The following is a 13768-nucleotide window of genomic DNA, read 5'->3' as shown; positions in this document are numbered from 1 at the left end:
GCTTGCACTCGACGTTGGGCTACGTCAGTCCGATGCAGTTCGAGCGGGACTGGTACGCTGCCCAGAACCAACGGGTGGCATAATCTCACTCAGTTAAGGGATCCGAAATTCGCGGGCAACGTCAGTTTGCCTGATTGCCCGGCGCGGTGTTTGAGGATCGGGCAGATGGTGTAGTCCCGCCGGGCGCTGTTCCCGTGGATCGCTGTTGCTGCGCTGATTGCAGGCTTTGCTGGCTCGACGAGGAAGATGTCGCCGGCTTGTTGACGTTCGACCACGAGCCGTTATCGTATTTCTGCCAACTGCCGCCCGTGTTCTTGTACACGTTGCCATCCTTGCTCGCGTACATGTTGCCGTTTGCGGTCTTGCCTGCCGCAGCGCTGTGGTTATACCCCGCGCCGGCCACAGCCTTTCCGCCCGCCGAGTTCTGAAAGCTGCCTACTGTGCCGTTCGCGGTCGTCGAATGCTGTGCTGACGCCCACTTATTGCCGTTCGTGACAACCGAACTCCCCCATTGACCGTAAGCGTTTGAGTGCTGTTGGGCGGCGGCGTAGGTGCCGGTTCTCGGGTTATAGGCCTGCCCTACAGAAGCGGTGCCGTTCCAACCGGACGCTGTTGCGCCGCGCGCATAGGTGCCCGTATAGGGATTGTATGAAGAACCCCACTGAGCGCTTCCGTTTGGCCCGTACGCGCCACCGCGCATCCCGGCTGCGCCGGTGTAGGGGTTATAAGTGTTGTACCCGTATGGCATCGGACGAGGGTAATAAACAGGATAAGGTCCCCGGCCCACCACGACATAGGGCGGATAGTAATACCCGTTGCCTTGTGCGACGATCGCACCCAGCGCCGCGCCTGCGATGAACACACCCAGGTACCCTGCGGTATAACTTGCCTGGACTGTCCCCGCCGGCGTGACCGTCTGCGTCACATACACGACGTTATAGACCGGTGAACTCGGTGGAATGGTATAGATCACCCTCGGCACGACTACCGTGGTGGTCCATGGACCACCTGGTAATGCGGAGTCGAACCACACGCCTTGCGTGCAAAGGTAGTAGCGTTGCTCAACCTTGATCACTTTTGCCGGCGTATTGGACGCGTAGGACATGGTGGTGCCGGGGATCGGCGTGAAGGCAGGCTCGCCGCTATACGCGACCTTTACCTGGGCAGCGGCGGCCATAGGGTTGATCTCGACCGTAGTGGGGATCTGGGCCAGCAGGACCGCATCCCTGGCTTCTGGCGTTCCGGGAACCGAACTCAATACCTTTCCAGCGGCACTGTCCGGTGGAATTTTGGCGAAGTCCTCGGGCAACTGGTCTGTCGCATAAGTCCACGGACCTGTTGGTCCCGGTGCCGAAAACCAGCGGCCGCCGCTCAGGTAGTAATAGGCGCCAGTCGGTGAATAGAGGAACAGGATGCTGTCCGTGTTGGTTGCGTAGTTGAGCTTGGTTCCGCGAATTGCGGCAAAGGCTGGTTTGCCGCTGAATGCGATCAGCTCCGCAGGAACATTGCTGTAGAAAACCGCAGGGCTTCGCCCGGACTTCGCCGATGTTGCGCCCAGGTAGAGCTTTAACGAAGCCCATTGAGGGTCCGATGGAATCTTCGCCATTTTGGGCGGCAGTGCCGGCGCCTCTTTCCAGCCGCCTTTCAGGTCGGCGGACACCACCCACCGTTGCCCGTTGAAAAGGTAATACTGCCGGGTTGCCGGATCGAGGAAGAGCGGCCAGTTCGCGTTCACTACGGCTTGCATATCCACGTTCTGCACTGGCGCAAGCACGGGATCACCATCGACAAACAAAAGAATCGCGGACCCCAGGCTCACATAAATGACGGGGGGATCGTTCTTGACCTGGATTCCCGGCGTTTCATTTTTTTGATCGACACTGGCGACCAGGCGATCAACTGAAATGGTCTCGGTCGCGGAGGGATTGAGAAATGTGCGCACGAGGTGGTCGAGCTTCTTGGCCGTCGCCGTATCGGTTCCGGGGAACGATGTCTCCGTGATCGAGGGGGCAGTAAGCAGGACGGTGCGGCTGTCCATGTCAGTGTCTGTGTTCATCTGGAAGGTGACCACACCGACTTGTTGTTTGCCGCCTTTAGGCGTGATCGAAATCGCCATGCGGCCGCTAACCTGTTTGAACTGCGTCCAGTTGTCTACCTGCGGCTGGTAAAGGACCAGATGAGCGCCGTCGTGATCTCGCTCACGAGGCCAACCGGGATCGTCTGCTCGCACGCTGGCAGAAAGCCCTGCAGTACCGACTGAGATTGCAAGTGCTATCGATGTGAGCTTCGACGAGCAATGCTTCAATGCCTTGGCCATGGATGCCGGCTCCCACCGTTGAGACTTGGGTTGTAATTACTGAGAGGTGCTGACCCGCGCGTGCTCGACCGCAGGTTCACGGCTTGGCTATTAATCAGCGAATTTGAGGCTTGCTGTAAGTGGAAACCCGGTTCATTGCCATAGAAGGTCAGGAGTTCAAATTAGGCTCAACTGACACGCTTAGCTATTGGACCTTGGTCCCATATAAAGAGCGAGGTGGGTTCGGAAAATATTGCCGTAGCGGCAGTCTCAATTATTTCAATGATCTTCTTGCCGGAAACAATTCCAGCGTCTAATCTCGCGTAAACATTCGTTACATCTACTCCATTCCTGACGCGGGGTTCGTTCTCTTTCTCTTTCCGGTGAACGATCCAGTTAAGAATAGAAGTATGAAAGCGGATTAATTGTCATTTACGAAGTTATCGCTGACCGCGAATACGCGGTCCGGTGCATAGAGATTTAAGCGAGCATTACCCTTAGTTGAAAGCACTGCAGAATAAGAAGCTAAAAAAGTCTGGACACAGCGGTCCGTGAGAGACCGGAATCAAGCGCTGGCTACGTACGGGGTCGCACGTAGCCTGACAAAAAAATTCCTGAGGGATACGGACATGATCGTCTTCACGGCGTGTATGGCGGCGTTATTAATCGTACTACTAAACTTCGAGACGATCAGGCGGATCCTGCAAAAAGCGACATTTGCCGACTCGACACACAATCTTCCACAGAGACCGGCACTTGACAGCCATGTCTTCGCATTTGATGGCGACGGCATTCAGGAAGAGCCGATCACCAACATGCAATCAGGCCGCTCCAATTTACGCGAAGCCGCCAGCTTTCGAACGTCCTGGGTCGCGGAGCGATCGTTTATGAGGGCGCGTTTCCAAAGGCACAAATCGCAACGTTATCTTCCGCCACGATCAAAAGCGAATCCGCCAACTTGTATCGGCACGCCAGCGTCGACGTTGCGTGCGCCGCGAGTTATCGAAGCGGAATCGTTACACCAAGATGACCAATTCAGTTGCGCGCTCGACTCGCTTCCGCTGGCGGTTATCGTGACTGACCCAGTCGGACAAATGATGTTTGCGAACAATGCGGCTGGCGAACTCTTTGGCTACTCCGTGGAAGAGTTGGTCGGGTCAAACGCAGCGAGATTGGGCGCTGGACTAAAACCTCCATATCCTTTTTCTCACCCGGAACTCTCTGCATTGGGTCTTGATGTTCCGGGCAACATGAAGTCGCGAGAGGCGGTCGCCATCCGCAAGGACGGCTCCCAATTTCCAGTCGAAATATCCATCAATTACGTTCCTGCGCCCGCTCAACCGTATTCGTTGTCGATCATCATGGATCGGACAGAACGCAACGAGCTGGTACGTCATCGGCAACAACTGGCTCACCTCACGCGAGTATCGACGCTGGGCGAACTTGCCGGGTCTCTGGCGCACGAGCTCAATCAGCCGCTTACCGCAATCTTGAGCAATGCCCAGGCGGCACAGCGCTTCATGACAATGGAGCCGACTAATCTCGTTGAAGTGCGCGAGATACTCCGTGATCTTGTGCAGGACACGCATCGGGCGAGTGAAGTCATCAGGAAAATCCGTACGCTGGTCAAGAAAGGCGAGATAGAAACTGCGCCCCTCAGCCTGGCGGGCGTGATCAAGGACGTGGCCTTACTTGTTCACAGCGACGCAATCGTGCGCGGTATCCGGATGCTGGTGATTGCAGCACCGGAGTTGCCTCCTGTTCAGGGCGACAGGGTTCAACTGCAGCAGGTTCTTCTCAACCTCTTGATCAATGCTTTCGATGCGATGGAGAACTGTGCAGCCGCCGAAAGGGTGGTTATCATCAAAAGCTCAGTTGGTCGAGGGGGAGACATACATGTTGCCGTGCAAGACTGTGGAACCGGAGTTTCAAGCGATACGGTCTCCAGGATGTTCATGCCGTTCTTCACGTCCAAGAGAGATGGACTAGGGCTTGGTTTATCGATCAGCCGATCCATAGTGGAAAAGCACGGCGGCCGGATTTGGGCCGAAAACAACAAGGATCAAGGCGCTACGTTTTACTTCACGTTGCCTGCCGGCATCCCGTCTGGAACCGTCTTTTCAGGGGTGGCGCCATGAGTGCATCCTACCTTCCCACTGTTTTCGTGGTCGATGATGACGAATCGATCTGCAGGGCGCTCGGCCGCATTATTCGCGCCGCAGGTCACGTTGTCGAGTGCTTCGGATCCGCGCAAGCTTTCCTGAGCGCGGACGTGCGTATGCCGAGCCCGGCGTGTCTGGTATTGGATGTGGGACTGCCAGACATAAATGGTCTTGAACTGCAGCGTGAATTGAACACCGCCGGAAAAACGATGCCAATCATATTCTCGACGGGACAGGGCGACATAGCAATGACGGTTCGTGCCATGCGAGCTGGGGCGATTGACTTCCTATCCAAGCCAGTGCAAGAAACGGATCTCTTGCGCGCGATAGACCTTGCGCTTCAGCAGTCATCATGCGAACTGTCAGGCCGTATGGAACTCGACGCCATCCGCACGCGGATGGCCATGCTCACGCCGCGCGAGCGCCAGGTTCTGACATTGCTGATCAAAGGCCGTATGAACAAGCAGGTGGCCTGCGAATTGGGCATTGCCGAAAAAACCATAAAAGTGCATCGTGCCCGCGTCATGGAAAAGATGGCGGCTCGGTCCTTAGTCGAGCTCGTGAGGGTCACGGACAAGGTTCCTGCGTTCTCTGTCCAGACTTCGCTTTCATGACCTTAGCGGGCAGCGCCCCGCAAACAACCCGCTGCACTCCCGCCAGTTCGTATGGGACCAAGGTCCAATATCAAGCGCCTTCCAAATGCCTTAACTTGAATCAACGTTCAAAACACGTTCGGTCATAGGGTGTTTGCATGAGGGATATTCGCCATGAGCCAAGTCAAGCCGTTCGTTGCCGTAGTGGACGACGACGAATCGGTGAGCCGTGCCATCAAGCGATTATTGCGCTCTACCGGACTCGCGTCGGAGACTTTCAAAACCGGCGACGACTTTCTTCTCATGTTCGACTCGATACCTTCGTATCGTCCAGCATGTCTCGTGCTTGACATCCAGATGCCGGGTTCGAATGGACTCGAAGTGCAGAGGAGAATATCGGGTAGCGGGATACCCGTGATCTTTATCACCGCGCATGACGAAAGCGGCGTTCGCGAACAGGCGCTGCTTGCCGGCGCAACGGCATATCTGCGGAAGCCTTTCAATGACGAACTTTTTATCAAAGCTGTTCGCACTGCGATTAGTACTACAGGGTAAATGAGTGGAGCTATGGGACCAAGGTCCAATAGCATTGGCGCGGCGGCAATCGCATCATTGTTCCATGCAGGAGATATGAGGCTTTTTTGAACTAGGTAGTTCCTGATGTCACTCACAACGGAGCATTGATCATGATAAAGACCCTTCGGCTTCTCCTGGCGATTCCTCTTTTCCTTCTCGCGGTGGGCTGCTCAACAAACCCCACCGTTGCGAATGGCGGAGATCCCGAGCTCGACGCGCAAGCGCGCGAAGCACTGCAGCAACTGTTCGCCAACGCGCCTCGAGCTCAGGAACTGCAATACCGGGCAAAGGGGGTTCTGGTATTTCCCAGCATCGTCAAGGCGGGTTTCATTGTGGGTGCACAAGGCGGCAAGGGCGTGATGTTCAGTCCTGACGGAAAGATCACCGGGTACTACAGGGTGCGCGGCTTGTCGTATGGCCTGCAGGCTGGCGGTCAGACCTATTCCGAGGCGTTGTTCCTGATGACGGATACGGCTATCAGCTCGGTCAGCAGCGGCACGGGTTTGTCTGTGGGCATGGGGCCGAGTGTCGTGGTAGTAGATGCCGGCGTGGCGAAGTCTATGACGTCCGAGACGCTTAAAGCCGATGTCTACGCGATGATCTTTGGTCAGCAGGGTTTGATGGCAGGTCTCGGGGTCCAGGGGCAACGGATTGTGAAGTTTGACCAGTGATGATGCTCGCTCGTCTGTAACGACTGCCGGAGCGATGCCTGTAACGATGTGGGCGTCGCCTGAGGGATCGCCCTCGTTGCGTTAGTCATGCGCATTGATTTGCACCACGCTCCCCGGGCCGGATTTCTTGGTCCGTTGCGGCTGGAACTTTGACGGAAGGGTGCCGGGCCATGCGACGAATGCAGCGACTTCTGATCGGCTCTGCGGTACTTGGGCTCGCTTTTTCAGCCACAGCTCAGCAGCCGATCATTTATCCGGCAAGAGGGCAGAGCGCTCAAAGGCAGAACTCGGACACGGCGGAATGCCAGTTGTGGGCGAAACAGACAACAGGCGTTGATCCCGTTGTCATTGCACAGCAAAGCGCAAATCAACAAGGCGGACAGCCAAAGCAGGGGGGGGCCATAAAAGGAGCCGCTGGTGGTGCTGCTGTTGGCGCGGCAATCGGGGCGATCGCAGGTAATGCTGGCAAGGGCGCCGCAATTGGCGCCGTGACCGGGACCGCCGGAGGGGGATTGCGGCAGCGTCGCATGAATGAGGCCGCCGCAAGTCAACAGCAGTCGAACCAGCAGCAGGTCTCCCAGGAGATGTCCACTTACAACCGGGCCGTTGGTGCGTGCATGACGGGACGCGGCTACTCGATTCAGTAAGGATCGCTCACGGCGCCTATCGGAGACCATCGATGAAAACCAGATTATTGCATGGCGTGGCTGCACTCGCATTGATGGCGGTCGCGTCGGCAGCGAGCGCCGCTGAGTTCGACGGGAGCAGGCCGCTGATCTGCGCGACAGTCGACGCACACGCATGTGACCCCGGTGAGACCTGCCTTCGCGGACTTCCCGAGTTTGTCGGGATGCCGCAGTTCATGCGCATCGACTTCGCGGGTCAGACGATTGCCGGTCCCAAGCGCACCACGCCTATCCGTTTCATCGACAAGGGACTTGACCAACTGATCCTGCAGGGTACCGAGCTTGGGTATGCATGGTCCATTGCAATCGACAAGGCCGACGGTTCCATGACCGTATCCCTCATCAATCGCGAAGAAGCGTATGTAGTCTTTGGAAACTGTACCGCGCCTTAAGAATTCGGTATCCCGGGTTTAGCCTGCGGTTTATCCAAGAGTCGGTTGCCCATTGGGAGACTCACATGGTGATGTCATCGGTGCGAATCAGCGCATTTGGAACCAACCGTGCCCGTGATCGCTGGACGCGACGCCTGTCGTTTGCCGCTGCGGCGATGACGCTGCTTGCCGCATGCAGCAAGCCGGCGAACGAGCTTCCCCGGCAGGCCACCGAGGTCAGCGTGATGACGGTTACCCAGCGCGACACGCCGGTCGACTTTGAATTTACCGCTCAAACCGAAAGCTCGCGCGAGGTCGAAATCCGCGCCCGCGTGGACGGGTTCCTGGACAAGCGCGTCTACACGGAAGGTCAACCTGTAAAGGCCGGCCAGATCCTGTTCTTGATGGACGCAAAACCGTTCGAGGCCACATTGCAATCGGCGCGGGGTCAGCTTGCGCAGCAGCAGGCGCGTTTTACAGTGGCAAAGGCCAATCTGGATCGCGTGCTTCCGCTTGTCAAACAGAACGCACTGAGCGAGAAAGACCGCGACGACGCCATCGGCAGCGAAAAAGAAGCCGAGGCGGCAGTGATTGCGGCCAGGGGCCAGGTCACAACCGCAGAGCTGAACCTGAGTTACACAACCATCAAGTCGCCGCTCGCGGGACTGTCCAGCTTCGCGAAACAACAAGACGGCAGCTTTGTGACCGCAGCCGCAACCGGCTTGCTGACCACGGTCTATCAGCTCGACCCGATGTGGGTGAATTTCAGCGTGTCTGAAAACGAGATGCTGAGTTATCGCGATGAAATCGGAAAGCAGCAACTGCGCTTTCCGCACGGCGATGATTTCGAGGTGACGGTGATCCTGGCCGACGGCACTGTGTATCCATCGCACGGCCGTATCAGCTTCGCAAACCCCGCATTCAGTTCTCAGACCGGAACCTTTCTCGTGCGCGCCTCGTTTGCCAATCCGCGAGGCAGTCTGCGACCCGGGCAGTTCGTGCGCGCCCGGGTGTCCGGCGCGACTCGTCCCAATGCCATCCTTGTTCCACAACGCGCCGTCCTGCAAGGTGCGAAGAGCCACTTCGTCTGGGTGGTCGACGGCGACTCCAAAGGTCATGAGCGGGTCGTTGAAGTGGGCGCCTGGCACGGAGATGACTGGTTCATCACGGACGGCCTGAAGGTCGGTGAGCGTGTTGTTGTCGATGGCGCCATCCGCGTTGCAGCCGGCACGCCATTGAAGATCACCGAAGCGCCCGCGACACCGGCCGCCGCTATCAGCAGTGAAATGGTCACCGAGCGCGTTGCACAAGGCAAGTCCGGAAATAACGCAGCAAATTGAGCGGATCGGCAAATGAACATTTCCCACTTTTGCATAGACCGGCCGATCTTCGCGTCCGTTATATCGATCATCATCACGCTAGGTGGCGCGCTTTCGATGATGAGCCTGCCGATTGCTCAGTATCCCGATATAACGCCGCCACAGATCACTATCTCGGCCAATTACCCGGGCGCGACGGCCGATGTCGTCGCGAACAATGTTGCCGCGCCGATCGAGCAGCAGGTCAATGGCGCCGACAATATGATCTATATGAACTCGTCGAGCTCGTCGACGGGTAACTTCACGCTAAACGTGTTCTTCAACATCGGCACGAACCCGGCGCTTGCACAAGTCGATGTACAAAACCGCGTGAACCTCGCGTTGGCGCAATTGCCGTCTTCGGTGCAGGCGCAGGGTATCCAGGTCCAGAAGAAGTCATCGGCGTTCATGATGGTGATCGCGGTCTACTCACCGAGCAATCGCTACGATCCGACCTACATTGCGAACTACACCAACATCTACGTACTCGATGCAATCAAGCGCGTGCCCGGCGCCAATCAGTCGAGCATTTTCGGCACGCCCGACTACGCGATGCGAATCTGGCTGAAGCCGGACCGCATGGCACAGCTCGGCATTACCGCCTCCGATGTGCAAAAGGCCGTGGCGAACCAGAATCAGCAATTTGCAGTGGGGAGCATCGGCCAGTCGCCGACGGGCACTCCTGTCGAACAGTCCTTTGCGGTCACGACCACAGGCCGCCTGACCGACCCGACCCAGTTCGACAACATCATCATCCGTGCGGCGAGCAGCGACGCGGCTATCGTGCGCCTGCGCGACGTCGGCCGCGCGCAGCTTGGACAAAAAGATTATTCGATTCGAAGCAAGTATCAAGGCAAGCCAGCAACCGTGATCGCGGTTTATCAGCAACCCGGTGCGAATGCGCTCGATGTGTCCAAGCAGGTCCGCGAAGCGCTCATGCAGATGAAAAAGTCCTTCCCTGAAGGACTGGAGTATGACATCGCGCTCGACACCACCGAGTTCACTCGCGCCTCGATCTCCGACGTTGTTTATACGTTCTTCGAAGCGCTGGTTTTGGTGGTAATCGTGGTCTACGCGTTCCTGCAAAGTTTTCGCGCCACACTCATTCCGGTCCTGGCCGTGCCCGTATCGATATTTGGCACCTTCATGGGCATGCTTGCACTCGGCTTCTCGATCAACATGCTGACCCTGTTCGGCATGGTGCTCGCCATCGGCATTGTGGTGGATGACGCCATTGTGGTGATCGAGAATGTCGAGCGGAACATGAACGTCCACAAGCTCAGTCCGAAGGACGCCGCGAAAAGAGCGATGGACGAAGTATCCGGCCCGGTGGTCGCAATCGTCCTCGTACTATGCGCGGTGTTCGTGCCGGTGGCGTTCCTCGGCGGTATAACGGGTCAGCTCTACAAACAATTCGCCATCACCATCGCCATTTCGGTGGTCTTTTCCGGCCTGGTTGCATTGACGCTGTCGCCGGCACTCGCGGCTTTGCTGCTCAGGCCGGGTCACGACAAGAAGCCAGCGTTTTTCAGATGGTTCGATAACGGTTTCGCAAAGATGACCGCTGGTTATACACGCGTCGTGCGACTCGTCATCAAACGCTTCGTGGTCGCATTGCTGCTGTTCGCCGGAATGATCGCGCTCGCGGTCGTCATGGGCAAGTCCATTCCAACGTCGTTCCTGCCGCCGGAAGACCAGGGATATCTGCTGGGCGCGGTGATCATGCCGGACGCGGCCAGCCTTGACCGGACCGGCGACGTCTCCCAGCACGTCACCGACTACTTCATGAAGCAGCCGGCGGTTGGAAGCGTGACGGTCATCGATGGTTTCAGTCTGCTCGATAGCCAGAACAAGAACAATGCCGCGGCGTTTTTCGTCGGATTCAAGAGTTTCGACGAACGCTACAAGTGGGCGAACATCCGGACACAGAATGCGCGAGCGGTGCTGATCGGTGCCTATGAAAATCTTTCGAAGGTCAAGGAAGGGATCATCCTTCCTGTGAATCCGCCATCGATCCCTGGACTCGGCACGACCGGCGGCACGGAGATGTGGATTCAGAGCAAAGGGGATGGCAATACCACTCAGCTTGCGGCGGTCGTCGACAATTTCCTTGCGAAGGCCAAACAACGTCCAGAACTCGCCCGCGTGACATCGACGTTCAATGCATCGTCCCAGCAGTTGCTCGTGAACGTGGATCGCGACAAGGCCGAGACGCTGGGGGTGCCTGTTGAAGAGGTGTACAGCTCGATGCAAACCATGTTCGGTTCGCAGTACATCTCCCAGTTCAACCGGTCGAGCCGCCTCTGGCAGGTCATCATGCAGGCCGAGCCGTCGTACCGGCTCAAACCTCAGGATCTCGACCAGATCTATGTGCGCAGCAAAAACGGCAGCATGGTCCCGCTTAAAGCGGTGGTGACCACGAAATTCGTGACCGGTCCCGACCTCGTCACGCGTTTCAATAATTTTCCCGCTGTAAAAATCACGGCCAACCCTGCGGCGGGATATAGCACGGGGCAGGTCCTCGCCGCCCTCTCCGAGATAGGCACTGAAGTCATGCCGTCCGACTATGCTATCGGCTGGAGCGGAGAGGCGTATGAAGCACAGCAAGCAGGCGGGACGTCGGCACTCGTATTCGTATTCGGTTTGATCATGGTGTTCCTCATCCTCGCCGCGCAGTACGAAAAGTGGAGCTTGCCGGTCGGCGTATTAATGGCGGTGCCGTTTGCACTCTTTGGCGCGCTGCTCGCCATCCTTTTGCGCGGGCTCGAAAACGACGTCTATTTCCAGATCGGGTTGACCATGCTGGTCGCGCTCGCCGCCAAGAACGCGATCCTGATCTTCGAGTTCGCCGTGCTCAATCGTGAGGCGGGAGAGTCGGTCTATGACGCAGCGGTAACCGCGGCCAGTGAACGTTTGCGCCCCATTGTGATGACCTCGCTCGCATTCATTCTCGGATGCGTACCGCTTGCCATTGCGACGGGCGCCTCGGCGAACAGCCGTCATTCGATCGGGACCGGTGTGATCGGCGGGATGCTCGGTGCGACTGTCATCGCCGTGTTCTTTATTCCGATGTTCTTTTACGTCCTCGAGACGATGTCGGAGAAAAAAGGCAAAGGCAGAAATCCCGATCCGCACGGTGACAACGGACTCGTGGGGCCACCGCTCGCGGGCGCGGGCGGTCCGACGATCGTGGCCTCTGCAAACGTCAAGGATCAGTGAAATGCGCGCGCCGATTCTCTCGATCGTGGCCTCTTTGACACTTGGCGGATGCCTGCTCGGTCCCAACTACGAACGTCCCGCGGTCGAAACGACCGCGACTTTCCGCTTTGCGCAGTCCGATGCAAAGGACCTCGTCGATACAGCCTGGTGGGAGCAGTTCCAGGACCCGGCATTGAACCAGTTGATCGCGACCGCCCTGGCCGACAACAAGGACGTCAAGATTGCCGCTGCACGCGTCGAGCAGTTTCTCGGCCAATTCGTCACGACACGCTCGCAATTGTTCCCCCAGATCGGCGCCGGCTTAAATGGTGAGCGTGAACGTATTCCGCTGGGCGCAGCGCAGTTGCCCGCCGGTGTCGGCCCTGTTTTCAACCAGTTCCAGGGGACGCTGTCGGCGCAGTGGGAGATCGACTTTTTCGGCAAGCTGCGCCGCCAGACGGAATCTGCACGCGCGAGTCTGCTTGCAAGCGAAGAGGGGCGGCGCGCGACCATCCTGACATTAGTGGCGTCGGTGGCCACGTCGTACGTGAACCTGCTGTCGCTCGACAGGCAACTCAAGATTGCAAATGCCACGGTCGCGAGCCGCGAGGCATCGGTGAAAGTGTTCGAACTGCGCTTTGCCGGCGGCCAGGTCGCGCAGATGCAACTCGCACAGAGTCAATCGGAATACCAGGCGTCCCTTGCCACGATTCCCCAGATCGAACTGCAAATCGCGCAGCAGGAAGATTCGTTGTCGATCCTGCTCGGACACAATCCCGACGCCATCGTGCGTGACCGCGAACTGGACGATCTTGCGCTTCCAGCCGTGCCGGCAGGCTTGCCGTCCGACCTGCTCGAACGCCGGCCGGATTTGCGTCAGGCCGAGCAAGACCTGATTGCGGCGAATGCGCAGATAGGCGCCGCGCGCGCGCTGTATTTTCCATCGATATCGCTCACCGGTCTGTTCGGTACGGCAAGCGGGCAGTTCTCCGCGCTCTTTACGGGTCCCGCGCGCCTGTGGTCCTATGCCGGCGCGGTGACGGTGCCGATCTTCACGGCAGGCGCGATAAGCGGGCAGGTCAAGCAGGCGCAAGCGCTGCAACAGCAGGCACTTTTCAGTTATCAGAAGTCGATCCAGGTCGCGTTCCAGGAGGTGGCCGACGCGCTGGTCTCGATCCAGAAGAGCCGCGCGCAACTGGTCGTTCAGGGACATCAGGTCGATGCACTCGCCACCTACTCGCGCTTGGCCAGATTGCGTTATGAAGGCGGCTATACGAGCTACATAGAAGTACTCGATGCGGAGCGGAGCCTCTTCAACGCACAACTCAGCTACGCGCAGACACAGGGCACTGTGTTTATCTCGTCGGTGAATCTCTATAAGGCCATGGGAGGCGGCTGGGTCACCGAGGCGGAAGGCATGACCGCGGTCGCGTACAGTGACACGGGACGTGCCGGGACACCGATCACTTCGGCAACAAAGCCCCAAGGACCCTCGCCATGACAGCGACGCGCCTCATTGCCTGCCACGAGTGCGATCTTCTGCAACGGGAGACGGCGCTTGGCCGGGGAGGCGCCGCTCGCTGCAGACGGTGCGGTGCGACGCTCTACAAAAGCCTTCCTGCAAGCGTCGACCGGACGCTTGCGCTGACGCTTGCAGCGCTCGTCCTTTTCGGTGTCGCGAACGCTTTCCCGATCGTAGGGCTTTCGGTGAATGGCACGCTTGTCGAGATGACGCTCTACAAAAGCCTTCCTGCAAGCGTCGACCGGACGCTTGCGCTGACGCTTGCAGCGCTCGTCCTTTTCGGTGTCGCGAACGCTTTCCCGATCGTAGGGCTTTCGGTGAATGGCACGCTTGTC

At 58.0% G+C, this 13768-nt stretch carries 11 protein-coding genes; 10 read left to right on the top strand and 1 reads right to left on the bottom strand.

Features of this window, described 5'->3' with window-relative positions:
- Nucleotides 1-121: 121 nt before the first annotated feature.
- On the bottom strand, nt 122-2317 hold the full coding sequence (locus ACRXB1_RS15795; protein WP_449492505.1) for a hypothetical protein: 2196 nt from the start codon (nt 2315-2317) through the stop codon (nt 122-124).
- A 608-nt stretch (nt 2318-2925) separates the two neighbouring features.
- Here ACRXB1_RS15795 and ACRXB1_RS15790 point away from each other — a divergent pair.
- From ACRXB1_RS15790 to ACRXB1_RS15745, 10 genes are all read left to right on the top strand, one after another.
- Nucleotides 2926-4434 (top strand): PAS domain-containing sensor histidine kinase, encoded by a 1509-nt coding sequence (locus ACRXB1_RS15790; RefSeq protein ID WP_449492504.1) that lies wholly within the window; start codon nt 2926-2928, stop codon nt 4432-4434.
- Nucleotides 4431-5072 (top strand): response regulator transcription factor, encoded by a 642-nt coding sequence (locus tag ACRXB1_RS15785; protein WP_449492503.1) that lies wholly within the window; start codon nt 4431-4433, stop codon nt 5070-5072. The genes ACRXB1_RS15790 and ACRXB1_RS15785 overlap by 4 nt, the downstream gene beginning before the upstream one ends.
- Nucleotides 5073-5225: 153 nt before the next feature.
- On the top strand, nt 5226-5606 hold the full coding sequence (locus tag ACRXB1_RS15780) for a response regulator transcription factor (RefSeq protein WP_449492502.1): 381 nt from the start codon (nt 5226-5228) through the stop codon (nt 5604-5606).
- Nucleotides 5607-5737: 131 nt separating this feature from the next.
- Nucleotides 5738-6298 carry a lipid-binding SYLF domain-containing protein gene (locus ACRXB1_RS15775; RefSeq protein ID WP_449492501.1) on the top strand — a complete coding sequence of 187 codons (561 nt, stop codon included), beginning with the start codon at nt 5738-5740 and terminating at the stop codon, nt 6296-6298.
- Nucleotides 6299-6477: 179 nt separating this feature from the next.
- Complete coding sequence (locus tag ACRXB1_RS15770) at nt 6478-6945, top strand: YMGG-like glycine zipper-containing protein (protein ID WP_449492500.1); 468 nt, start codon at nt 6478-6480, stop codon at nt 6943-6945.
- A 32-nt stretch (nt 6946-6977) separates the two neighbouring features.
- Nucleotides 6978-7376: a hypothetical protein gene (locus ACRXB1_RS15765; RefSeq protein ID WP_375508565.1), complete on the top strand. Its 399-nt coding sequence runs from the start codon at nt 6978-6980 to the stop codon at nt 7374-7376.
- A gap of 71 nt (nt 7377-7447) precedes the next feature.
- Complete coding sequence (locus ACRXB1_RS15760; protein ID WP_449492506.1) at nt 7448-8695, top strand: efflux RND transporter periplasmic adaptor subunit; 1248 nt, start codon at nt 7448-7450, stop codon at nt 8693-8695.
- Nucleotides 8696-8707: 12 nt separating this feature from the next.
- Complete coding sequence (locus ACRXB1_RS15755; protein ID WP_449492499.1) at nt 8708-11932, top strand: efflux RND transporter permease subunit; 3225 nt, start codon at nt 8708-8710, stop codon at nt 11930-11932.
- Nucleotide 11933: 1 nt separating this feature from the next.
- Entirely contained in the window at nt 11934-13412 is a 1479-nt protein-coding gene (locus ACRXB1_RS15750; RefSeq protein WP_449492498.1) for an efflux transporter outer membrane subunit, read from the top strand.
- The coding region (locus ACRXB1_RS15745) for a paraquat-inducible protein A (protein WP_449492497.1) at nt 13409-13768 on the top strand (360 nt) is incomplete at its 3' end. The genes ACRXB1_RS15750 and ACRXB1_RS15745, both read left to right, overlap by 4 nt.

This window comes from Caballeronia sp. M23-90 (genome assembly GCF_053574605.1).
This window is presented reverse-complemented; position numbering and strand designations above follow the sequence as displayed.